This is a genomic window from Micromonospora sp. LA-10 (assembly GCF_051853095.1).
In the GTDB taxonomy this organism is placed as follows: Bacteria; Actinomycetota; Actinomycetes; order Mycobacteriales; family Micromonosporaceae; genus Micromonospora; species Micromonospora echinospora_A.
The window spans coordinates 3,407,548-3,428,700 of sequence record NZ_CP195710.1; the positions used below are offsets into that span (position 1 = coordinate 3,407,548).

Annotated in this window: 22 protein-coding genes; 15 read left to right on the plus strand and 7 right to left on the minus strand. The window is 74.4% G+C overall.

Features of this window, described 5'->3' with window-relative positions; genetic code table 11:
• Positions 1-20: 20 nt before the first annotated feature.
• Positions 21-758, minus strand: coding sequence for an SAM-dependent methyltransferase (locus tag ACSDG8_RS16085; RefSeq protein WP_247678217.1), 738 nt, complete (start codon positions 756-758; stop codon positions 21-23).
• A 151-nt stretch (positions 759-909) separates the two neighbouring features.
• Between ACSDG8_RS16085 and ACSDG8_RS16090 the strand changes: the two genes are divergently transcribed.
• On the plus strand, positions 910-1,392 hold the full coding sequence (locus ACSDG8_RS16090; RefSeq protein WP_210892564.1) for a hypothetical protein: 483 nt from the start codon (positions 910-912) through the stop codon (positions 1,390-1,392).
• Here ACSDG8_RS16090 and ACSDG8_RS16095 read toward each other — a convergent pair.
• Both ACSDG8_RS16095 and ACSDG8_RS16100 read right to left on the minus strand, forming a co-directional pair.
• Positions 1,365-3,740 carry a glycoside hydrolase family 65 protein gene (locus tag ACSDG8_RS16095; RefSeq protein WP_439427003.1) on the minus strand — a complete coding sequence of 792 codons (2,376 nt, stop codon included), beginning with the start codon at positions 3,738-3,740 and terminating at the stop codon, positions 1,365-1,367. The two genes, ACSDG8_RS16090 and ACSDG8_RS16095, sit on opposite strands and share 28 nt — an antisense overlap.
• A 109-nt stretch (positions 3,741-3,849) precedes the next feature.
• Positions 3,850-4,626 carry a prepilin peptidase gene (locus tag ACSDG8_RS16100; protein WP_439427004.1) on the minus strand — a complete coding sequence of 259 codons (777 nt, stop codon included), beginning with the start codon at positions 4,624-4,626 and terminating at the stop codon, positions 3,850-3,852.
• 558 nt (positions 4,627-5,184) lie between these two features.
• Between ACSDG8_RS16100 and ACSDG8_RS16105 the strand changes: the two genes are divergently transcribed.
• The 12 genes from ACSDG8_RS16105 to ACSDG8_RS16160 are packed head-to-tail and all read left to right on the plus strand — an operon-like array spanning position 5,185 to position 14,124.
• Positions 5,185-5,751 carry a hypothetical protein gene (locus ACSDG8_RS16105; RefSeq protein WP_439427005.1) on the plus strand — a complete coding sequence of 189 codons (567 nt, stop codon included), beginning with the start codon at positions 5,185-5,187 and terminating at the stop codon, positions 5,749-5,751.
• On the plus strand, positions 5,745-6,695 hold the full coding sequence (locus tag ACSDG8_RS16110; RefSeq protein ID WP_439427006.1) for a hypothetical protein: 951 nt from the start codon (positions 5,745-5,747) through the stop codon (positions 6,693-6,695). The genes ACSDG8_RS16105 and ACSDG8_RS16110 overlap by 7 nt, the downstream gene beginning before the upstream one ends.
• Entirely contained in the window at positions 6,692-7,357 is a 666-nt protein-coding gene (locus ACSDG8_RS16115) for an SAF domain-containing protein (RefSeq protein ID WP_439427007.1), read from the plus strand. The genes ACSDG8_RS16110 and ACSDG8_RS16115 overlap by 4 nt, the downstream gene beginning before the upstream one ends.
• A complete protein-coding gene (locus tag ACSDG8_RS16120) occupies positions 7,357-8,190 on the plus strand; it encodes a ParA family protein (protein WP_439427008.1) in 834 nt (277 codons plus the stop codon). The genes ACSDG8_RS16115 and ACSDG8_RS16120 overlap by 1 nt, the downstream gene beginning before the upstream one ends.
• A complete protein-coding gene (locus ACSDG8_RS16125) occupies positions 8,180-9,718 on the plus strand; it encodes a CpaF family protein (protein WP_439427009.1) in 1,539 nt (512 codons plus the stop codon). Before ACSDG8_RS16120 ends, ACSDG8_RS16125 begins: the two co-directional genes overlap by 11 nt.
• On the plus strand, positions 9,715-10,614 hold the full coding sequence (locus ACSDG8_RS16130) for a type II secretion system F family protein (protein ID WP_210892548.1): 900 nt from the start codon (positions 9,715-9,717) through the stop codon (positions 10,612-10,614). The genes ACSDG8_RS16125 and ACSDG8_RS16130 overlap by 4 nt, the downstream gene beginning before the upstream one ends.
• A 17-nt stretch (positions 10,615-10,631) precedes the next feature.
• Positions 10,632-11,477: a type II secretion system F family protein gene (locus ACSDG8_RS16135; RefSeq protein WP_210892967.1), complete on the plus strand. Its 846-nt coding sequence runs from the start codon at positions 10,632-10,634 to the stop codon at positions 11,475-11,477.
• Between the two features lie 25 nt (positions 11,478-11,502).
• Positions 11,503-11,712, plus strand: coding sequence for a hypothetical protein (locus ACSDG8_RS16140; protein ID WP_013283462.1), 210 nt, complete (start codon positions 11,503-11,505; stop codon positions 11,710-11,712).
• Positions 11,712-12,194, plus strand: coding sequence for a TadE family protein (locus tag ACSDG8_RS16145; RefSeq protein WP_247678178.1), 483 nt, complete (start codon positions 11,712-11,714; stop codon positions 12,192-12,194). The genes ACSDG8_RS16140 and ACSDG8_RS16145 overlap by 1 nt, the downstream gene beginning before the upstream one ends.
• On the plus strand, positions 12,191-12,664 hold the full coding sequence (locus ACSDG8_RS16150) for a TadE/TadG family type IV pilus assembly protein (protein ID WP_439427010.1): 474 nt from the start codon (positions 12,191-12,193) through the stop codon (positions 12,662-12,664). Before ACSDG8_RS16145 ends, ACSDG8_RS16150 begins: the two co-directional genes overlap by 4 nt.
• Entirely contained in the window at positions 12,661-13,092 is a 432-nt protein-coding gene (locus ACSDG8_RS16155) for a pilus assembly protein TadG-related protein (protein ID WP_439427011.1), read from the plus strand. Before ACSDG8_RS16150 ends, ACSDG8_RS16155 begins: the two co-directional genes overlap by 4 nt.
• A gap of 15 nt (positions 13,093-13,107) precedes the next feature.
• The gene (locus ACSDG8_RS16160) at positions 13,108-14,124 is read left to right on the plus strand and encodes a LysM peptidoglycan-binding domain-containing protein (RefSeq protein WP_439427012.1); all 1,017 of its coding nucleotides are present in this window, start codon (positions 13,108-13,110) and stop codon (positions 14,122-14,124) included.
• A gap of 1 nt (position 14,125) precedes the next feature.
• Here the strand turns inward: ACSDG8_RS16160 and ACSDG8_RS16165 are convergent, their stop codons facing one another.
• Positions 14,126-14,977 (minus strand): Rieske 2Fe-2S domain-containing protein, encoded by an 852-nt coding sequence (locus tag ACSDG8_RS16165; RefSeq protein WP_439427013.1) that lies wholly within the window; start codon positions 14,975-14,977, stop codon positions 14,126-14,128.
• 83 nt (positions 14,978-15,060) lie between these two features.
• Between ACSDG8_RS16165 and ACSDG8_RS16170 the strand changes: the two genes are divergently transcribed.
• Entirely contained in the window at positions 15,061-15,825 is a 765-nt protein-coding gene (locus ACSDG8_RS16170) for a crotonase/enoyl-CoA hydratase family protein (protein ID WP_439427014.1), read from the plus strand.
• A gap of 4 nt (positions 15,826-15,829) precedes the next feature.
• On the opposite strand, the gene ACSDG8_RS16175 is transcribed toward ACSDG8_RS16170, so the two are convergent.
• Positions 15,830-17,314, minus strand: coding sequence for a dihydrolipoyl dehydrogenase family protein (locus tag ACSDG8_RS16175; protein WP_439427015.1), 1,485 nt, complete (start codon positions 17,312-17,314; stop codon positions 15,830-15,832).
• Between the two features lie 91 nt (positions 17,315-17,405).
• On the opposite strand from ACSDG8_RS16175, the gene ACSDG8_RS16180 reads away from it, so the two are divergent.
• Positions 17,406-18,506: a serine hydrolase domain-containing protein gene (locus tag ACSDG8_RS16180; protein WP_439427016.1), complete on the plus strand. Its 1,101-nt coding sequence runs from the start codon at positions 17,406-17,408 to the stop codon at positions 18,504-18,506.
• A 341-nt stretch (positions 18,507-18,847) separates the two neighbouring features.
• On the opposite strand, the gene ACSDG8_RS16185 is transcribed toward ACSDG8_RS16180, so the two are convergent.
• Both ACSDG8_RS16185 and ACSDG8_RS16190 read right to left on the minus strand, forming a co-directional pair.
• Positions 18,848-20,170, minus strand: a complete 1,323-nt coding sequence (locus tag ACSDG8_RS16185; RefSeq protein ID WP_439427017.1) for a cryptochrome/photolyase family protein — start codon at positions 20,168-20,170, stop codon at positions 18,848-18,850.
• Positions 20,167-21,093, minus strand: a complete 927-nt coding sequence (locus tag ACSDG8_RS16190; RefSeq protein WP_439427018.1) for a phytoene/squalene synthase family protein — start codon at positions 21,091-21,093, stop codon at positions 20,167-20,169. Before ACSDG8_RS16190 ends, ACSDG8_RS16185 begins: the two co-directional genes overlap by 4 nt.
• Positions 21,094-21,153: the final 60 nt, after the last annotated feature.

The following is a 21,153-nucleotide window of genomic DNA, read 5'->3' on the forward strand; positions in this document are numbered from 1 at the left end:
CGGCCTGGGCTGCCCCTCCCTCAGCGGCGGACGCCCACCCCGCCGTAGCCGTGCGACACCGCTGCCTGCGGCTCGCCGTCGGACCGCCACTCCGCCACCTTGACCAGGCCCGGATCGACCAGCTCGTAGCCGTCGAGGAAGCGGGCCACCTGGTCGCGGGTGCGGGGCACCAGCGGTGAGCTGCTGCGGCGGTAGATCGCGGTGCCCTGCTCGGTGGGTAGCGTCGGCAGGCCGTCCAGCGTGAGGTGGGACAGCGCGAGCACGCTGCCCGGCACGGTGGCGTCGCGCAGCGTCGCCACGGCCGCGTACGGGTCGTCGGCGTCCGGCACGAAGTGCAGCACCGCGAGCAGCAGCACCGCCACCGGCTCGCTCAGGTCGATGGTGGCCCGCAGCGTCGGGTCGGCGAGCAACTCGCCGGGACGCCGCAGATCGCCCTGGAGCACCACGGTCCGGCCGTCGGTGGGCAGCAGCCGCCGGGCGTACGCGACGGCCACCTCGTCGTGGTCGACGTAGACCACCCGGGCGTCGGGGCGGATCGCGCGCACCACCTCGTGCACGTTTCCCTGCGTGGGCAGGCCGGCGCCGATGTCGAGGAACTGACGTATGCCCTGCTCGGCTGCCCAGCGCACGACCCGGCGCAGGAACGCGCGGTTGCTCTGCGCGGCGACGCCGGTGTCCGGGAAGATCCTCAGGATCTCCTCGGCGGCGGCCCGGTCGGCGGCGAAGTTGTGGCAGCCGCCCAGGTAGTAGTCGTACATCCGGGCGACATTGGGTCGGTTCTCAGCCTCCGTCACGCCTCGTTGTCTAGCACTCTGGGCGACACACCGCTGACCCGTCGTGTCGATGATCCGGCCGATCCCGCCGTCCACCTGGTACGACGGTGGGACACGCCGTCGCGAGGAGGTACCGATGACAGGTGGCCGGGAGACAGTGGAGGTCGATCCGGTGGTGTTCCGCGCCGTCTACGACTCGCCCGCCTCGCTGCCCGGGCGGCACCGGTGGACCACCCCGGAGGCGGACGTGCGCCGGCTGGAGAAGCTGCTGAACATGCCGGCGCGCAGCATCGGCGCGCCGCTGTGGGTCAGCGGCGACGAGCCGGACTGCCCGAAGTGCGGGCGGCGGGCGACCTGGTACGACATCGTCGCGTCCGCGCTGCACGGCGTGCACGACCGCACGATGATCGCCCGGGTGATCCTCGGCGAACGCAAGTACGTGAACACCGAGGTGCCGGATGCGATCCCCGGTGTCCACTGTGCCGACTGCCGGACCCCGATCACCGGTTTGCGCAGCTTCAAGTGCCACAACTGGGCGTACGCGTTCGAGGCGCTGGAGGAGGTCGTCGCGCGGATGTCCGGCCTGCCGGCTCAGTCGTCGCCGCCCGCCTCCTCCTGAGCGCGCCGTTCGGGACGGCGGCCCGGCGGGGCCTGCGGCTCGGGACCGGGGTCGGGCGCCGGCGGCATCGGCCGGGTGACCGGCCCGTCGCCGGTGACCCGCAGCTGCTCGCCGTGGTGCCACAGCTCGACCGCGTCGCCCGGACCGGCGTCCGGCAGCTCGTAGCGGGCCTCCCGCCCGGTGAGCGTGACCCGCAGCCGGTGCCCGTGCCAGCGCAGGTGGAACACCAGCCGGGTGATCCGCCCTGGTAGCCGCGGGTCGAAGGAGAGCACGCCCCGGTCGTCGCGCAGCCCGCCGAAGCCCTGCGCCACCACCAGCCAGGCGCCGGCCAGGGACGCCAGGTGCAGCCCGTCGGCGGTCTTGTCGCCCAGGTCGGCGAGGTCCTGGAACGCCGTCTCGGCGAACAGGTCGTACGCCAGGTCGAGGTGCCCGACCTCGGCGGCGAGGATCGCCTGCGCGGACGCCGACAGCGACGAGTCCCGGACGGTCCGCGCCTCGTAGTAGGCGACGTTGCGTGTCTTCTCCTCGGCGGTGAACTCCCCGGGGCAGCGCAGCATGGCCAGCACCAGGTCGGCCTGCTTGACCACCTGCTTGCGGTACAGCTCCTGGTAGGGGAAGTGCAGCAGCAGCGGGTAGTCGTCCTCGCCGGTGCCGGCGAAGTCCCACTCCGGCTGCGCGGTGAACCCGGCCGACTGCTCGTGCACGCCGCGCTTGCCGTCGTACGGGACGAACACCGCGTCGGCGGCGGCCCGCCAGCCGGCCACCTCGGCGGCGTCGGCACCCAGCTGGGCGGCCACCTCCGGGCAGCGCTCGGCGGCGTCGGCGGCGCCGCGCAGGTTGCGCCGCGCCATCAGGTTGGTGAAGACGTTGTCGTCGACGAGCGCGGAGTACTCGTCCGGCCCGGTGACGCCGGTCAGGTGGAACGCGCCGCCGTCGTCGAAGTGGCCGTAGCCGTGCCACAGCCGGGCGGTCTCGATCAGCACCTCGGCGCCGCACTCGGCGAGGAACGCGGTGTCGCCGGTGGCCGCGACGTACCGCAGGACCGCGTCCGCGATGTCCGCGTTGACGTGCAGGCCCGCGCTGCCGGCCGGCCAGTAGCCGGAGCACTCCCGGCCGCTGAGCGTCCGCCACGGGAAGGTGGCGCCGGTCAGGCGCAGCTCGGCCGCGCGCTCGCGGGCCTCGGGCAGGTGGGCGTGCCGCCACCGCAGCGCCGAGCGGGCCAGCTCGGGCCTCAGGTACGTCAGCACCGGCAGCACGTAGCCCTCGGTGTCCCAGAGCACGTGCCCGTCGTAGCCGTTCCCGGTCAGCCCCTTCGCCGGGATGGTCCGGTCACCGTCGGCGCGCCCGGCCTGGAGCAGGTGGAACACCGAGAACCGCACCGCGAGTTGCAGTTCCGGGTCACCGTCCAGCTCGACGTCGGCGGTGGCCCACGCGGCGTCCAGTGCGGCGCGCTGCTCGGCGAGCAGGGCCTCGAATCCGTCGGCCCGGGCCGCGTCCGCCTCCGCGACGACCAGGTCGGCCAGCTCACCGGGCGGGGTGCCGTCGACGTCGGCGCACTCGTACGCGGCGAACCGGGTGACCCGGATGCGCTCGCCGGGGCGTACCGGGCCGGACAGCGCCAGCCGGAACCGGTCGTCGGTCAGCTCGGTGTCGGTGGCGATCTCGTCGGGGGCCTCGACCCGGTTCGCGACGGCGACGGCGACCCGCTGGCCGCTGCGCCCGGTCCGGTGCACCAGCACACCGTCGAGGCCGTCGTCGCGGCGGACCTCGCCGGTGAGCGGATCGTGGATCACCGAGGCGGCCCGGGGGTCGTCGGCGCGTTCCGGCACCCGCTGGTTGGCGAGCAGGTCGGCGCCGATCCGCAGCCGGGCCGGCTCGTCCAGCGGCTCGACCGACCAGTCGACGGCGGCGACCGGACGACGGGTCAGCGAGACCAGCCGGGTGCTGCGGACCCGGACGCCCCGGCCGCCCGGCGAGATCCACTCGGTTTCCCGGCGGACCACTCCGGCGCGCAGGTCCAGCTCCTGGTGGTGCCGCCGGATCGTGCCGGTACGCAGGTCGAGCGGCTCGTCGTCGACCCAGAGCCGGATCAGGGCGGCGTTCGGGGCGCTGATCACGGTGTCGCTGAGCTCGGGGAAGGCGTACCCGCTCTCCGGGTAGCTCAGCTCGTGCTGTTCGTGGAACCCGTTGAGGTAGCTGCCCGGCATGCCGCACGGTTCGCCCTCGTCGAGCGTCCCGCGCCAGCCCACCCAGCCGTTGGCGAGCGCGAAGACCGACTCGGTCTCGCCCAGCCGGTTCAGGTCCGCGCTGGTGCGCCGGATCCGCCAACCGTCGTCGCCGTGCGACACGTGCCCTCCCGAGTCCGAAGCCTGGACCGCCACCGAACCAGACCCGGCTGGGAGGCGGCTGGGACTCCGATACCCGTGGCGACCCCCGCTCGCACCCGCGGGTGGCCGATCACACGGTGACGAGCACCAGCGTGGCGGCGGTGCCGAGCACCAGGAACGGCCCGAACGGCAGGTGCCCGGTCCAGCGGACCCGCCGGGCGGCGAGCAGCGCCACCCCGGCCAGCCCGGCGAGGACGAGCGCGAGCACCAGGCCGGCCACCAGCACCGGCCAGCCGTACCAGCCGAGCAGCGCGCCCGCGCCGAGGGCCAGCTTGGCGTCGCCGAGGCCGAAACCGCGCCGCCCGAGCAGCAGCGTGGTCGCGGCGAAGCCGCCGCCGAGCGCCAGCCCGGCGGCTGTGGCGCGGATCCACGGGTCCGCGCCCGGGCCGGTCAGCGCGGCCACCCCGAGCAGCGCCCACGCGCCGGCCGCCGCCGGCCAGGTGAGCCGGTCGGGCAGCCGGTGCGCCATCGCGTCCACGATCGTCATCGGCACCGCCCAGAGCAGCCACCAGGCGAGCGCCAGGCGCGCGGCGGCCACGCCGCCGGCGAGCACCGGCACGGCCACCGCGAGCAGCAGCGCCACCTCGACCACGGCCGGGGCCGCGCCGATCCGGGCCCGGCAGGCCGGGCAGCGGGCGCCGGGCCCGAGCGCCGGCAGCGGCCGGTCCAGCCCGATCGGGGCGGCGCAGCCGTCGCACGCACTCCGGTCCGGAGACCCCGGGGGTACGGCGTAACGCGCCACCGCCAGCCGGAGCAGCGGTACGACAGCGAGGGCGGCCAGCAGCCGGACGACCGGACGGTGGGCCTCGGCCACCGGTCCGGCACCTCGCACCCGTTCAGCGGTCACGACGGCTCCCCCGTCCGGTCGCCCACGGTTCCATCGTGGAGCACGCAGAGTGATTCTTGGTTCGTCCACATGTGACGGGCGGGACCCGGACCGGCGTGCGACGCGACGCGCGGCGGGCCGGAGCGCACCGAGTCCCGACCCGGGTGGACCGGCGGGACGGATCGGACGAGCGGCACGCTCCCCACCCATACCGACGGCCGGTCGCCATCGCCGCGGCGGGTACGGGTGAGCACACACCAGCCGGCCCGGCGCCCTGCGGAAGCCCGCCCGTCACCGTGCTGACACATACCGGCCACCACCTCCCGTCTTCACTCACCGTGTTCACGTGAATTGCCTCTGTTGCATCGGCGGACGTGAGCTTATGCTCGCCCCTTGGGTACGACGCAACCCCCGATCAATTGGCGTCGGAGGAGTCAGGGCACAGAGTCCGCAGCAATCAGTACAGGTCAATACCAGTGGTGGCGACGGGGGCCCGGAGTGACAGTTCCGGGCGCGCCTCCGCATGCCCGGAGCGGGTCGGCGTGATCGCCCCGGGCCGGCACCGAGGAGGGATCGGCGTTGCGCACACGGCAATCCCGCCGATGGGAAATCTACCTGCTCAGCCTCGCGCTGGCGGTCGGCTCGACCGGCTGCGGCACCGAACCGGAGGCGGCCACCCGCCCGCTCACCGGGCGCGCCGCCGCCCCCGCCACCCAATCCGCCGAGGCGGAGAAGGAAGCCGAAAAGTCAGCGCTTGCCGCCTATTCCGGCTATCTCGACGCGTCCCGAGCGGCGAGCGCCCGCAGCGATCCGTCCCATCCCGCTCTGGCCCGTTTTCTGGCTGATCCGCTACTGACCCGGGTGCGAATGGCAATTCTCGACGCGAAGGAGCACGGCGCGATGCGTACCGGGAAACTGGTCTCCGATCCCACAGTGGTCTCGGTCGACCTGGCCGCCCGCCCGCCCACCGTCGAGATCCAGGACTGCCTGGACGCCAGCGGCTACCGGCTCGTCTACGCCAAGGACCGCAAGGCCGTGCCCGGCACCCGCGGCGGGCGCTACCTCGCCACCGCGACGGCGGTCCGCTTCCCGGACGGCCGGTGGCTGATCAACGGCGGCGCCGCACACCAGGACCAGCCGTGCTGACCTGGGGAGGAAGGGGTGTCCCGGCCCGCCGACCCCGGGTCGGGACGCTCCGCCGGCTGCTGCTCGCCGCCGGCCTCGCCGCGCTGCTGACGCTCACCGGCGCGCCCGCGCGAGCCGCCGACCCCGGTGGCTCGTGCCCGCCGGAACAGACCGACTGCGACGTCTGGGACGACGACCCCGGCACCCCGGGAGGGCCGGGAGGGCCGGGCGGCGGCGACAACGGCGGCGGGGGCGGCAACGGCGGCGGCGCGCCGAAGTGCCAGTGGAACGGCCGCGTCATCCCCTGCTACCACGAGGTTCTCGGCTGGTTCAACAACGCCGACGGCTGTTACTACAAACTCGAGGAGCCGCAGGGCGAGGCGCCTCCCGGCCAACAGTGGTACCAGCTCACCTGCAACGGCGGCGACCTCGGCAGCATCCGTCGGGCACTGCGCGACGCCCCGCCGCCCGGCTACGGCGCGCCGCCGGACCCGGAAGAGTTGGCCCGGCGCGCGCTGGCCTCCATCTCGCTGCTCCCGCCCCGGGTCTCGGTCGCGCCCCGGCGCAGTCAGGGGCCGGGCCTGGTCGGGCTGCCGGTCTGGATGTGGGCCAGCCCGGGCGCGTCGTACTTCGGGCCGCTGAACGCCTCCGCCTCGGACCGCGGGCTGACCGTCCGAATCACCGCGAAGGTGGACCGGATCGTCTGGCACATGTCCGACGACATCGACGTCACCTGTGACGGACCGGGCACGCCGTACCGGGCGAACGGGCCGCGGGCCGGCTCCACCTCGCCGGACTGCGGTCTCGACACCGGCTATCCGAAGGCCGACACCTACGAGGTGAGCGCCACCACGTTCTGGACCGTCGAGTGGTCCGGCGGCGGGGAAAGCGGCGTGATCGCCCAGAGCCGGTCCAGCGGCGTCATCCCGGTACAGATCAACGAGCTTCAGGTGGTGACCCGATGAGTGTGGTGGCAGCCCGCAACGGAACCCCGATGGAGGCGCCGGTCGCGCCGCCGAAGGTGGTCCGGCAGCGACGTGTCCGGCCCGGCCTGCTCGGCCTGGCGATCCTGCTGATCGCCCTCGGCGGGCTCGGCGCGGCGTTCGCGGTCACCTCGGTCCGCTCCACCGGCACGTACCTCGCAGTGGCCCGGCCGGTCGACGTCGGCCGGCAACTCACAGCCGACGACCTGGTGCCGGTACGCGTCTCCGGCGGACGGGAACTCCAGCCGGTCCCGGCCGACCGGATGGACGAGGTGCTGGGGCTGCGGGCCGCCGTCCGGCTCACCCCGGGCACGCTGCTCACCGAGGCGCAGCTCACCGAGGCCCCGCTGCTCGGCCCCGGCCAGCAGCAGATCGCGCTGGGACTGGAACCCGAGCAGGTGCCGGCCCGCAAGCTGAACCCCGGCGACAAGGTGCTGCTGGTCAGCACACCGAGCAACGCCACGAACGGCACCGACGCGTCCCGCGGCGGCGGAACCCGGTTCGAGGGCACCGTGATCGACACCGCCACGCCCCAGAACGGCGACGTGGTGGTCTACCTGGCGCTGACCGTGCGGGACGTGCCGGCGGTCGTGGCGCTCGCCGCCGACGACCGCATCGCGCTCGTGCTCACCGAGGCCGCCTGATGGCGATCATCGCCCTGGTCTCGGCGAAGGGATCGCCGGGCGTCACCACCGCGGCGCTCGCCGCCGCGCTGAGCTGGCACCGGCGGCTCGTGCTGGCCGAGTGCGACCCGGCGGGCGGCTCGATCCTCGCCGGCTACCTCGGCGGGGCCCTGGACGGCCCGCGCGGCATCGGCGAGCTGGCAGTGGGCGAGCTGCGCGACGGCAGCCTGGAGCAGGCGTTCTGGTCCCAGCTGGTCGACCTGGACGCGCCCCGGCGCGAACGGCTGCTGCTGCCCGGCGTGGTCGACCCGGCCCAGGCCGGCAGCGTGATCCCACTGTGGCAGCGCTTCGCCGACTACTTCACCGGGCTGGAGCGCGGCGAACCGCCGTACGACGTGCTCGTCGACTGCGGCCGGCTCGCCGTCGGCGGTCCACCGTGGCCACTGCTCCGGGCCGCCACCGTGGTGCTGCTGGTCACCCGGGCGAACCTGCCCGACATCTCCGCCACCCGGGCCACCGCCCGGGCGATCGAACGGGACCTCACCGAGCACCGCGTACCGCCGGGCACGCTGCGGCTGCTCGTGGTCGGGGACGGGCACGGCACCAGCGAGATCAGCAAGGCGCTGCGGCTGCCGGTGATCGCCCGCCTGCCGCACGACCCGCGTACCGCCGAGGTGCTCGGCCACGGCGGCACCGTACGCGCGAACCGGCCGCTGATGCGCGCGGCCGGCGCCCTGGAGGTGCCGGTCCGAGCGCTGCTGGACCGGCGGCGGGCCCGGCTCGCCTGGCCGGGCGCGACCACACCGCGCGCGGTGACCGCGCCGAGCGTGCCGGGGGTGTCCGGTGCGGTTTGAGCCGGTCTCCCACGACCCGCGCGGGCAGCAGCCCGGCGTCGTCTCCACGGTCCCGCCGCTGGCGCCGCCGAACGGGCGGCACCACGTACCCGGCCCGCTCCCCGCCGCGCCCCCGCCACCGCCGCGCCCCCGGATCGACTTCGCGGTGGTCCGCGAGCTGCGCCGGGAGCTGAGCGAACGGCTCACCCACTGGCAGCGCGGGCGCGAGTTCGACGCCGACGCCGAGGAGGTCGAGCGCGCCCGGCTGGCGGTCACAGTGGTCTCCGCGTACGCCGACTCGGTACGCCGGTCCGGCACGCCGATGGCCGCCGACGAGGAACGGCTGCTGCTCGACCAGGTGACAGCCGAGCTCGTCGGGCTGGGCCGGCTCCAGACGCTGCTCGTCGACGACAGCATCGAGGAGGTGCACATCCTCGGCTGCGACCAGGTACGCATCACCCGGCACGGCGGCGGCGTCGACTGGGCCGAGCCGATCGCCGAGACCGACGACGAGCTGGTGGAGATCCTCCAGGCGGCGGCCCGCCGGGCCGGGGCCACCGAACGGTCGCTGTCCACCTCGAAGCCCACGCTCGACCTGCAACTGCCGGACGGCAGCCGGCTCGCCGCCGTGTTCCTGGTCAGCCACCGCCCGTACGCGGTGATCCGCAAGCACAACACGCTCGCGGTGAGCCTGGAGGACATCGCGGGCGCCCGGCCCGACCTGGACGAGATGATCGACCCGCTGCTGCGCGACTTCCTCCGCGCGTCCATGCGGGCCGGGTTGAACATCATGGTCGCCGGGCTCGCCGGGGCCGGGAAGACCACAGTCATCAGGGCGCTGATGGACGAGATCCCGGCCGACGAGCCGTACGTGCTGCTGGAGGAGAGCCGGGAACTGCTGCCGGCCCGGCGTGGGCACAAGCACCGCGCGGTGATGAGCTTCGAGTCCCGCGAAGGGCACGGCGAGCGCGGCGCGGACGGGCGGCCGGCGGGTGAGGTCAGCATCGCCGACCTGATCCCGGTGTCGCTGCGGATGGGCGTGCTGCGGATCATCGTCGGCGAGGTGCGGTCCCGGGAGATCGTGCCGATGCTCCAGGCGATGACGACGAGCCGCGGCTCGATGTGCACCATCCACGCGCGTACCCCCTCGGGGGTGAGCGAGCGCATCATCGAGCTGGCGCTGTCGCACGGCCGGGAGATGACAGTCGACCAGGCCCGCCGGATGGCCGGCAACGCGCTCGACCTGATCGTCTACGTGACCGTCGAGGACGAGACCGCGATCGGCGGGCGCAAGCACCGCTTCGTCTCGCACGTCGAGGAGGTCATCGGCGTCGGCGAGGGCAACCGGATCATCACCACCAGCGTCTTCGGCCCGGGGCCGGACGGCCGCGCGGTCCCCCGCCACCTGCCCGAACGCATCCGCGAGCAGCTGCTGCGCGTCGGCTACGACGCCCGGCTGCTCACCCGGTTCGTGGAGGCCGGTGTGGGCGCGTGGCGGCGGCCCCGGCACACCCGCCTCGGGACCCGGCCGAGCGGAGGGCCGGCGTGACGCAGATCGAACTGATCGCCCTGGTCTCCGGCGCGGCCTGCGTGGCCGGGCTGGTGCTGACGGTGGTCGCGCTCGTCGGCACCAGCCGCCCGCCGGGTCCGGCGCCGGGCGCCGGGCCGGGCCTGAGCCGGCTCTGGACCGGTTCCGGCGCGAGCCGCGCCGACCAGCGCCGCTACCAGCTCCTGCTCGGCGCCGCGGTGGTCGCCGGAGCGGCGGCTTTCCTGCTCACCGGACTGCCGGTGGTCGGCCTGCTGGTGGCGCTCGCGGTGCCGGGCGTGCCGTGGCTGTTCGCGGTGGGCCGGGCCGAGCAGCGGGCCATCGCCCGGGTCGAAGCCGTAGGCGAGTGGACCCGCCGGCTCAAGGACATCTCGGCCACGGGCCAGGGACTCCAGCAGGCCATCATCGGCACCATCGCCACCGCGCCGGAGGAGATCCAGGAGGAGGTACGCACGCTCGCGGCCCGCCTCCAGGCCGGCTGGCTGGCCCGCTCCGCGCTGCTCGCCTTCGCCGACGAGATCGCCGACCCGGTCGCCGACCAGGTGGTGGCCGCGCTGATCCTGCACCTCACCGACCGGGGCGAGCGCCTCGGCGACGTGCTCGGCTCGATCGCCACCGCCGCCTCGGCCGAGGTGGCGACGCGGCGCGAGGTCGAGGCCAAGCGCACCCAGCCCCGGTTCGCGGTCCGCTTCCTCACCGGCATGACGCTGGCGACGCTGGCGTACGGGCTGGTGAACAGCGACTACATCCGTCCGTACGGGACGGTCACCGGTCAGCTCGTGATGGCGGTGCTCGGCGCGGCGTTCGTCGGCCTGCTGGTCTGGGTGCGTTCGATGAGCCAGCCGCCCCGGCCCGCGCGCTTCCTCCCGGCGCCCGACCTGGAGGAGGCGATCGCGTGAGCGTCCTCAACTGGCAGATGGCGATCGCGGTGCTCGGCGGATGCGCGGTAGGGCTCGGACTGTTCATGGTGGTACGCGAGGCGCTGCCGGCCACCCCGGCGCTCGGCCCGGCGCTGCGCCGGCTGCACCAGCCGCCCGGCCAGGCCCCGGCCGCCGGCGCCGGACCGGACTGGCTCGGCGGGTTCGCCCGCTGGCTGCGCCCGCCGCACCGGCAGCTCGCCCTGCTCGACCGCACCCCCGAGCAGTACGCGCTGTCGGTGCTGCTCTCCGCGCTCGTCGGGTTCGCCACCCCGGCGGTCGCCTCGGCGGTGCTCTTCGTCGGCGGGGTGGCGCTGCCGGTGGCCGTACCGGTGGTGGCCAGCCTGGGCCTGGCGCTCGGCGCCGGTCTGCTCGCGCACCGCGCGGTCCTGGCCAAGGCGGACGCCGCCCGGGACGAGTTCCGGCAGGCGGTCTGCACCTACCTCGACCTGGTGGCGTTGCAGCTGTCCGCCGCGCACGGCCCGGTGCAGTCGCTGGAACGCGCGGCGGCGGTCTGCGACGGCTGGGTCTTCGACCGGATCCGGGAGGCGCTGCGGCTCGCCCAGCTCCAGATGCACTCGCCCTGGGACGAGTTGCAGGAGCTGGCCGACCGGATCGGCATCCCGGAGCTGGGCGACGTGGGCGCGATCATGCGCTCCTCCGGCAGCGAGGGCGCCCAGGTGCACGAGACGTTGCGGTCCCGTGCCGACTCGCTGCGGGACCAGATCCGTACCGACAACCTGGCCCGCGCCGAGGGGGTCACCAGCAAGTTGGACATCCCCGGCTCGCTGCTGGTCTTCGTCCTGCTCGGCTTCGCCGTCTATCCGTTCCTCGCCCGTCTGTGAACCCACCTTCGAGAAGGAGACGACCATGCACCTCTACGCCTACCTGTACGTGGCGGTGAGCACCCGCCTCGCCGAGCTGCGCCGGGACTCCGAGCGCGGCGACAGCCCGGTGCCGACCGCGGTGATCATCTTCGGCCTGGTCGCGGTGGCCATGGCGGTCACCGGGCTCGCCCTGGCCAAGGCGAACAACTGGATGAACGCCATCCCGAACAACACGGCGCCGCAGGCCCCGTGATGCCCCGCCCCGCCCGTACGGTCCGGAGCCGGCCGGCGTGCGCCGGCCGGCCCGCCGGTCCGCCCGGTCCGGGGCGGATCGCCGCCGTCCTGCGCGCCCGTCTGGCCGAGGGCGAGCGGGGCGCCAACCCGGTCGAGCTGGCCGTGGTGATGCCGGTGATCCTGGTGATGCTGTTCGGCTCGATCCAGGTCGCCGTCTGGTTCGTGGCCCGGTCCACGGCGCTCAACGCCGCGCAGACCGCTGTGAACGCCCAGCGCACGATCGACGCCGGGCCGGACGCCGGCCGGGAGCGGGCGATCAGCTTCCTGCAACAGTCCGGGGACTGGCTGGTCGACTGGCAGCAGACCGGACCGACCTGCGTCGAGACCGCCACCGCCGTCACCTGCACGGTGCAGGGACGCTCCCTGTCGGTCATCCCGGGCGTCTCGTTCGAGGTCACGCAGACCGCGCACGGCCCGGCCGAACGGTGGACGACCGGATGAGCGCCGGGCCGCGGCGGGACCGGGGTTCCGTCTCGATCGAGGTGGCGGTGCTCGCGCCCGCCTTCATCGGGCTGATGGTGCTGGCCGGGGTCGCCGGGCGGACCGCTGTCGCGGACGAGGCGGTGGAGTCGGCCGCCCACGACGCCGCCCGGGCCGCCTCGCTCGCCCGCAACGCCGACGACGGCGCGGAGGCCGCCGAGGAAGCGGCCCACGATCAGCTCGGCTGGGCGGGACTGAACTGCACCGGCCCACCCCAGCTCGACCTCGCGGGCTCGGTGGCCGGGACGGCGACGAGCTTCGCCGCCGCGTACGAGAGCGCCGCAGGCGTGCCCGCGACGGTGACGGTCACCGTGACCTGCACCGTCTCCTTCGACGACCTGAGCGCGCCCGGCCTGCCGGGGGTGCCGGGTGGCAAGACCGTCTCGGCGCGCTTCACCTCGCCGCTGGACACCTACCGGAGTCGCGGATGACGGGGCGGCGCGAGGCGGAGAACGGCCGGGTGAGCCTCTTCCTGGCCGTGGCGATGACCGGCGTGCTGGCGATCATCGGCCTCGCCTACGACGGCGCCGGTCAACTGCGCACGCTCCAGCGCGCGGACAACCTGGCCGCCGAGGCGGCGCGCGCCGGCGGGCAGATGATCGACCGCGCGCGGGCCATCGAGGGCGGTCCGAAGCAGATCGACCAGGTCGCCGCCCGCGCCGCGGTCGCCGCCTACCTCGACGCCGCGGGCGGGGTCGCCGACCACGAGGTCGACTTCCCCGTGGTCGGCGCCGAGACCCAGATCCGGGTGAGCGTGCAGATCACCTACAGCCGGGACCTGCTGGGTCTGTTCGGCATGCAGAACACCGCCGTCGTCTCCGGTGAGGCCACCGCTCGGGCGCTCACCGGTCCACCGTAGGAAGGGAAGGCCGCCATGGGCGCACCCCGACGCTCCCCCGTCCGCCGCGCCGGCCAGGTCCTCACCGGGCTCGGCGCCCTCGTCGTGCTCGTCGGCGTGCTGGCCGGCGGGCCGGTCGCGCTGCTGGCGTTCGCCGGCAACCCGCTGCCGGATCACCTGCCCACGTTCGCCGAGATCGGTACGACGTTGACCAGCCGCGACGACGGTCAACTGTTCCTGCGGGCGCTCGCGGTGGTGGGCTGGTTCGGCTGGGCCACGTTCGCGTTCTCCGTCGTGGTGGAGCTGCTCGCGGCCGCGGTACGCCGGCCGGCGCCGAAGCTGCCCGGCATGCACCGCCAGCAGAAGGCGGCTGCAGCGCTCGTCGGTTCGGTCGCGCTGATCCTGGCCGCGAGCCCCGCCGCGGCGAGCGCCGCCACGTTCACCGCCCCGCACCCGGCGGTCGCCACCGTCACCTCACCGGTCGTGGCCACGAGCCAGGTCACGCCACCGGCCCCGGTCGCGGCGGAGGCCAGCGACCAGGCCGTGTACCGGGTCGCCAAGGGCGACTACCTGGGTGAGGTGGCCGACCGCTACCTGGACGACTTCGACAGATACAAGGAGCTGGCCCGGCTGAACCGGCTCGCCGACCCGGACCGGATCCGCCCCGGCCAGCTCATCACGCTGCCGGACGGCGCGACGGACTCCGGTGCCCGGCGGCACGCCACCGGGCGGCTGGTGGTCACCAAGCCGGCCCAGACCGCGCCGGCCAAGCCGGGTGGCGGCGGCGCGTCGTCGAGCGCGTCGGCGGCGAAGCCGAAGCCCACCCCGCGGGACGCGACACCCACCGTGGAGGCGCCGGTCGGTCAGCCGCCGGCAATGTCGGCGGGCGCGTCCCGGCCCACCGCCGAGGAGGGCATCAACCGTCCGCTCGCCATCTCGGCGGTGCTGGCGGTCGCCAGCATCGTGGGCGCGCAGATCGGCGCGCTGCTCGGGTTGCGCAAGCGGCCGGTGCCCGCCCGGGCGGGGTTCAGCGGGCGGCACCGGCGGGACTGAGTCAGGGCAGCCGGGCCTCGACCCGGCCGGACACCACGCGGGTGGGGAGCACGATCTGGTCGTTCGCGGCCGGGCCGTGCACCACCTCGCCGCCGTTGAGCCGGAACGCGCTGCCGTGCCAGGGGCAGACCACGCAGGCGTGACCGTCGATCTGCTCCACCTTGCCCTCGCCGAGCGGGCCGCTCTGGTGCGGGCAGCGCTCCAGCATCACCGTGACGTCGTCACCGTCCCGGTAGAGGATCACCGAGACGTCGTCGATCTTCTTGGTGACCAGCTCGTGCCGGGGCAGGCTGCTCAGGTCGCCGACCCGGTGCCACCCGTCGCTGATCAGGTGCAGCTCGGAGACGCTCTGGCTGGCCTGGGCGCCCTGCTTGTACGCGAGGTGCCCACCCAGGTACGCGCCGCCGCTCGCGGCGGACAGACCCAGGTAGGACAGCGCCCGGCCGAGCCCGTGCCGCCCGTTGAGCCGGGCCGCCAGCGAGCCGGCGTACAGCGCCAGGCCGACCGTGTTGGCGGCGGCGTGCACCAGCCCGATCCGGCGCTGGTCGCGGGAGAGCGTGGCCCAGTCGTTGAGCCCCGCGACGGCCGCGGGCAGCGCGCTGACCGTACCGAGGCCCACCAGCGCGGTGGCGGCTCGGCGCTGGCCGGGCAGCAGGTCCACCACGGCGGCGGAGATCCACGCGCCGACCGGCACCTGCACCATCGCGGGGTGCAGCGGATGGCCGAGCCACACGCCGTGCAGCGCGTCGCGTACCCGCTGGGAACGCAGCGTGCCCTGAACGGCGCGCTGCAACCGGTCACCCACCCGGTCGAGACCGGAGGCCTGTTCGATCTTCGTCAGTAGTTCGCGCACCCGTTCCGACTTCCCGGCAGGAGAGCCCCCAAACCGGACGCCCCGGAATTCCCTCCCAGGTGCGTCGCGGGCATGCTGGGCCCATGGGGGTACGCGTCGAGCACGCCGGTGCCGTGACCACTGTGATCCTGGACCGGCCCGAGGCCCGCAACGCCGTGGACGGACCGACCGCACGGGCGCTGGCCGACGCGTTCCGCGCGTTCGACGCCGACCCGGACGCGGCGGTGGCCGTGCTCTGGGGCGCGGGCGGCACGTTCTGCTCCGGCGCCGACCTGAAGGCCGTCGGCACGCCGCGCGGCAACCGCGTCGAGCCCGAGGGGGACGGGCCGATGGGCCCCACCCGGATGCGACTGTCCAAGCCGGTGATCGCCGCGATCTCCGGGTACGCGGTGGCCGGCGGCTTGGAGCTGGCGCTCTGGTGCGATCTGCGGGTCGCCGAGTCGGACGCCACGCTCGGCGTGTTCTGCCGCCGGTGGGGTGTACCGCTGATCGACGGCGGGACGGTCCGGCTGCCCCGGCTGATCGGCGAGAGCCGGGCGATGGACCTGATCCTCACCGGCCGCCCGGTGGGCGCCGACGAGGCGTACGCGATGGGTCTGGTCAACCGGATGGTCGCGCCGGGTGCGGCCCGCGCGGCGGCCGAGGAACTGGCCGCCGCGATCGCCCGGTCTCCGCAGACGTGCCTGCGCAACGACCGGGCGGCGGTGCTGGACGGCGCGGGCCGGTCGGAACCGGAGGCGATGGCCACCGAGCTGGCCTACGGCATGGAGTCGCTGGCCGTGGACGGGGTACGCGGCGCCGGCCGGTTCGCCGCCGGGGCCGGCCGGCACGGCGCGCTGGCCGGCTGAGGCGTCACTTCAGCGCGCGCAGCGCGTCCTCGATGGCGCGGTGGAACGTCGGGTACGCATAGATCATGTGCCGGAGCTGGCTGATCGGCACCGCCGCGTGCACCGCCACGACGAGCGCGGAGAGCACCTCGCCACCGGCCGGTCCGGCCGAGGTCGCCCCGACGAGCACGCCCTGGTCGGCGTCGGCGATCAGCTTGATGAACCCGGCGTTGCCGGTCTTGTGGATCCAGCCCCGGGCCGACGAGGTGAGATCGGCGTATCCGAGCTGGACGTTGACGCCGCGCTCGCGGGCCTGCTGCTCGGTGAGGCCGACCGCGCCGACCTCGGGGTCGGTGAACGTGACCCGGGGCAGCGCCCGGTAGTCGGCGACCGGGACGCTGCCGGGTGCGGCGGTCGACCCGCCCGCGCTCATCGCGCCGCCGACCGAGCTGACCACACCGGCCGCGCCGCCGACCACACTCGCGGTGCCGCTGGCGTCCGGGCCGCCCTTGGTACGCCGCATGTGGTCGAGGACGTCCGCCACCACGATGCCGGCCTGGTACATGGCGATGTGGGTGAACGCGCCCTCGCCGGTAAGGTCGCCGACCGCCCAGATCCCGTCGGTGACGTGCATCCGGTCGTTCACCGGCAGGTAACGCTGCGCGGCGTCCACCCCGACCGTGTCCAGGCCCAGCTCCTCCAGGTGCGCCTTACGGCCGGTCACCACGAGCAGCTTCTCACCGGTGAACTCGGCGCCGTCGGCGTGCACGGTGAACGCGCCGCCGTCGTAGCCGACCCGGCCGGCCTTGACCCCGGTGTGGATCTCCACCCCGTCGGCGCGCAGCGCGTCGGCGGCGAGCGCCGACGCCTCCGGCTCCTCGACGGCGAGCACCCGGTCGGCCGCCTCGATCACCGTCACCCGGACACCGAACCGGGCGAAGACCTGCGCGAGTTCCAGCCCGATCGCGCCGCCGCCGAGCACCAGCAGCGACGCGGGCAGTTCCTCCACCTCGATGGCCTGGTGGTTGGTCCAGTACGGCGTGTCGGCCAGCCCGTCGATCGGCGGGACCGACGGGCGGGTGCCGGTGCCGAGGACCACGCCGTACCGGGCCTGGAACACCTGGTCGCCGACGCGTACGCGGTTCGGGCCGTCGAGTCGCCCGCTGCCCCGGACTAACCGGCCGCCCTTGCCGGTGAACCGCTCCACCGCCACCTTGTCGTCCCAGGTGTCGGTGGCCTCGGCCCGGATCCGCTTCGCCACCGGCGCCCAGTCGGGCCGCACCTGGGCGGACCCGGCCAGTTCGTTCACCCGGTGCGCCTCGGCCAGCGCGTTCGCCGCCCGGATCATCATCTTGCTCGGCACACAGCCCCAGTAGGGGCACTCGCCCCCGACCAGGTCCCGTTCGATGCCGACCACTGTGAGGCCGGCCTCGGCGAGCCGCCCGGCCACCTCCTCGCCGCCGACGCCGAGCCCGACCACTACTACGTCCACCAGTTCCGGCTCCGCCATTCCGCAAGCATTCCGTACCTTCGGGACACCGGCCACCGCACCGGGCCCGAATCCCGCGCTCGTCACGAACGCGACCGCCTACCGTGGCCGCATGCACACGCGCTTCACCCCGGTCCGGGACTGCTTCCACGACCTGTTCGCCACCGGCCGGGAGACCGGCGCGTCGCTGGCGGTGTGGCACGACGGCGTACCGGTGATCGAGCTGATGGGCGGCACGGATGCGACGGTTCCGCCTGGCGCGGTCGTACCGGCTTCCGGGGCGGACCGCGCGTGGCGGCCGGAGACGCTCGTCGACGTCTACTCGACCGGCAAGCCGGTGGTGGCGCTCTGCCTGCTGCTGCTCGTCGACCGGGGCCGGGTCGACCTGGACGCGCCGGTGTCGGCGTACTGGCCGGAATTCCGTACCCCGGCGACAGTGCGGCAGGTCCTCGCCCACACCGCCGGGCTGCCCGCCTTCCCGGTCCCCCGGCCCGCCGCGGCGATCGCCGACTGGGGCCTGCTCTGCGCCGACCTGGCGGCGGCCGAGCCGGAGTGGACGCCGGGCACCGTCGCCGGCGAGCACGCCTGGACGTACGGGCACCTGGTCGGCGAACTGGTCCGCCGGGTGGACGGGCGGCCGGTGGGCCGGTTCCTGGCCGAGGAGATCGCCGGTCCGTGGCGCCTCGACCTGGCGTTCGGGCTGGACACGACGGACCGGCGGCGGTGCGCCGACCTGTCGTACGCCGATCCGGCCTGGCCGGACCAGATGCGCGGCGAGCCGGGCTCGCTGCGGGCGCGGGCGCTGGACAATCCGCCGGGCGGGATGGACGTCGCGATGGTGAACAGCGAGCTGTGGCGGGCCGCCGAGATCCCGGCGGTGAACCTGCACGCCACCGCGGCCGGGCTCGCCCGGCTGTACGCGGGCCTGCTCGCCGGCGGCACCCTGGACGGGGTCCGCCTCTTCAGCCCGGAGCTGGTCGCGGAGGCGACGCGGGTGCAGTACAGCGGGCCGGACCTGTTGCTGGACCGGCCGGTGGACTGGACGCTCGGGATGCAGTGGGAGCCGGACGGCAGCTGGGGCATGGGCGGGATCGGCGGCAGCAGCGCCTGGGCCGACCCGGAGCGGGGCTACACCTTCGCGTACGCGACCGCCCGGCTGGCCGACCACGATCGGGTGGAGGAGTTGGTCGAGGCGCTGCACTCCTGCCTCTGACCGTCAGTCACGATCTGTGATTTCAGGGCGTCGTCACGCAGCGCATTCGGCTGGCGGGACCACCTGGTCTTCCCTTTTTCGACTTTGCTCTGCAGCCAATGGCGCAGCACCGCGTTGAGCAGGGCATTCGCAATAGGTCCGAAAACCGCGCGAGGCCCGCACGGTCACGTTCCGCAACGGGTGCGGATATGGCTGCAGAGCAAAGTCGGCCGGAGGTGGATGCCACGGGCGAGAGCCGCGGTCACTTGCAGTAACTATGAGAGCAGTGGCCCCGCGATCCGCGTGGGCTCTGCGCCAGCGACGTTGTTGCTCGGGCGACGGGCGACGGGCAACGAAGGGCGTCAGCGGAGCCATACCGGGTCGGCGCCGGGCACCTCCAGCGGCGGCGGGTAGTCGAGCGTGCGGCGTACCCCGTCGGGCAGCCGCCACGGCTGGTGCACCGCCTTGCCCGCCACCGACTCCAGCTCCGGCACCCACCGCCGCACGTACGCGCCGTCGGGGTCGTAACGCTCGGCCTGCCGTACCGGGTTGAAGCCGCGGTACGGCCGGGTGTCGTTGCCGGTGCCGGCCACCCACTGCCAGTTGCCCGAGTTGTTGACCCGGTCGCCGTCGAGCAGCCACCGGAAGAAGACCTCCAGGCCGGGCCGCCAGTCCAGCCCGAGGTGCTTGGTCAGGTAGCCGGCGGTGATCAGGCGGGCCCGGTTGTGCATCCAGCCCTCGGCGCGCATCTGACGCATGCCGGCGTCCACGATCGGCATGCCGGTCCGTCCCTCGGTCCAGGCGTCGAGCGCGTGCTCGTCGTACCGCCAGTCCTCGCGCGCGCCGCGCCGGTAGGCGACCGTGGACAGGTCGGGGAAGCCGGCGACGACCTGGTGGTAGAAGTCGCGCCAGCAGAGCTGCCGGACGAACGGCCCGTCGCGGTCGCCGGCCCGGTTCGCCACGGCCAGCGGCGAGACACAGCCGAAGCGCAGGTACGGGCCGAGCCGGGAGGTCTCGTCGCCGGCCATGTCGTCGTGGATGTCGTCGTACCTGTCGAGGGTGGGCAGCCAGGCGGTGAGCCGGCGGCGGGCGACGCTCTCCCCGCCCACGGCGGCGGCCGGGCTGTCGCCCTTCGGCGGGTCGGGCAGGCGGCCCGGGTCCACGCCGTCGGGCAGCCGGACGCGCTTCGGCGCGGCGAGTTCGTCCCGCGGGCGCACGCCCTGCCAGGCGCGGAAGTAGGGGCTGAACACGCGGTAGTGGTCGCCGCCGCTCGGACGCAGCGCGCCCGGCTCGACGATCGTCAGGCCGGGGAACAGCCGTAGGAACATACGGTGCCGGTCGCACTCGGCGCGCAGGCGGCGTTCCCGGCGGCGGGCGTAGCGGCTGACGTCGGCGGAGAGCCCGATGCCCTCGGCGCCCACCTTCCGGGCCAGCTCGACCGTCTCGGTCACCGGGTCGCCGCGCCTGATCACCAGGTCGCCGCCGAGTTTGCGCAGCGCCTCGCGCAGGTCGGCCAGGCTCTGGTGCAGGAACCGGGTGCGGTTCGCCGAGAGCTTCTGCAACGCCGGGTCGAGCACGTAGAGCGGCACCACCCGCTCGAACGCGGAGCAGGCGGCGGCCAGTGCCGGGTGGTCGTGCACCCGCAGGTCGCGGGTGAACAGCACGACCGCCGTCCGGCCGGTCATCCGGCCAGGGCCGGTTCCAGCGCCGGGCCGGGCACCCGCACCGGCGTGCCGGCCGGGGTGAGCAGCGCCCGCGCGGCCACCGCCATCCGGCGCCGCTGCGGCACCAGAGCCCGGCGGACGAAGACGTCGTAGTCCTGCCCGGCGACCTCGTCGAGGATGCCGCCGTAGAGCGCGTACGCGGTGCGCATGCACGCCTGCGAGGCGGGGTTGAGCAGCGGGATGCCCGGCGCGGCGGCGAGGTAGTGGGCCTGGGCGCGGGTCACCTCGTACTCGATCAGCTCGCGGATGCGCGGCGTGGTGCGCCCGGCGTCCTTGGCCGCGACCAGGTCGGCGCGGGTGACGTCGAACTTGGCGAGATCCTCGTCGGGCAGGTAGGTCCGGCCCCGGTCGAGGTCCTCGGCGACGTCCCGGATGAAGTTGGTGAGCTGGAACGCGAAGCCGAGCTGGCGGGCGGGCTCCCGGGCGGCGGCCGGGTCGGAGCTGCCCAGGATCGGCAACATCATGGTGCCGATGACGGCCGCCGAGCCCTCCATGTAGTCGAGCAGGTCGTCGTAGGTCGGGTACGACATGACCGTCAGGTCCATCGCCATGCTGCGCAGGAACGACGCGAAGTCGTCCCGGTCCAGGTCGAACACGGCGATGGTGTGCAGCACGGCGGGGAGCAGCGGGTCGTCGACCGACGCGCCGTGCAGCCCGGCCACGAATCGATCCGACCACTCGCGCAGCCGGGCCGCGCGCTCGGCGGACGGCAGGTCCTCGGTGCGGTCGACGATCTCGTCCGCGTAGCGAGTGAATCCGTACAAGGCGTGCACATGCCGCCGTTTCCAGGCGGGGAGCAGTCGGGTGGCGAGATAGTAGGTACGGCCGTGACGCCGGTGCAGCTCGCGGCAACGGTCATAGGCGGCGGCCAGATCCACGTCCATCGGCCCTCCTCAGTTTCGACGCAGCAATCGACGCAACTCGTAACCCTAGGGTACGCTCGC

Bases quoted from the DNA above. Each gene is read 5' to 3' on its own strand.
- ACSDG8_RS16170 (WP_439427014.1), top strand. From the start codon at position 15,061: ATGGGGGTACGCGTCGAGCACGCCGGTGCCGTGACCACTGTGATCCTG.
- ACSDG8_RS16185 (WP_439427017.1), bottom strand. From the start codon at position 20,170: ATGACCGGCCGGACGGCGGTCGTGCTGTTCACCCGCGACCTGCGGGTG.
- ACSDG8_RS16155 (WP_439427011.1), top strand. From the start codon at position 12,661: ATGACGGGGCGGCGCGAGGCGGAGAACGGCCGGGTGAGCCTCTTCCTG.
- ACSDG8_RS16190 (WP_439427018.1), bottom strand. From the start codon at position 21,093: ATGGACGTGGATCTGGCCGCCGCCTATGACCGTTGCCGCGAGCTGCAC.
- ACSDG8_RS16145 (WP_247678178.1), top strand. From the start codon at position 11,712: ATGCCCCGCCCCGCCCGTACGGTCCGGAGCCGGCCGGCGTGCGCCGGC.
- ACSDG8_RS16090 (WP_210892564.1), top strand. From the start codon at position 910: ATGACAGGTGGCCGGGAGACAGTGGAGGTCGATCCGGTGGTGTTCCGC.
- ACSDG8_RS16120 (WP_439427008.1), top strand. From the start codon at position 7,357: ATGGCGATCATCGCCCTGGTCTCGGCGAAGGGATCGCCGGGCGTCACC.
- ACSDG8_RS16140 (WP_013283462.1), top strand. From the start codon at position 11,503: ATGCACCTCTACGCCTACCTGTACGTGGCGGTGAGCACCCGCCTCGCC.
- ACSDG8_RS16135 (WP_210892967.1), top strand. From the start codon at position 10,632: ATGGCGATCGCGGTGCTCGGCGGATGCGCGGTAGGGCTCGGACTGTTC.
- ACSDG8_RS16150 (WP_439427010.1), top strand. From the start codon at position 12,191: ATGAGCGCCGGGCCGCGGCGGGACCGGGGTTCCGTCTCGATCGAGGTG.
- ACSDG8_RS16180 (WP_439427016.1), top strand. From the start codon at position 17,406: ATGCACACGCGCTTCACCCCGGTCCGGGACTGCTTCCACGACCTGTTC.
- ACSDG8_RS16160 (WP_439427012.1), top strand. From the start codon at position 13,108: ATGGGCGCACCCCGACGCTCCCCCGTCCGCCGCGCCGGCCAGGTCCTC.
- ACSDG8_RS16115 (WP_439427007.1), top strand. From the start codon at position 6,692: ATGAGTGTGGTGGCAGCCCGCAACGGAACCCCGATGGAGGCGCCGGTC.
- ACSDG8_RS16085 (WP_247678217.1), bottom strand. From the start codon at position 758: ATGTACGACTACTACCTGGGCGGCTGCCACAACTTCGCCGCCGACCGG.
- ACSDG8_RS16175 (WP_439427015.1), bottom strand. From the start codon at position 17,314: ATGGCGGAGCCGGAACTGGTGGACGTAGTAGTGGTCGGGCTCGGCGTC.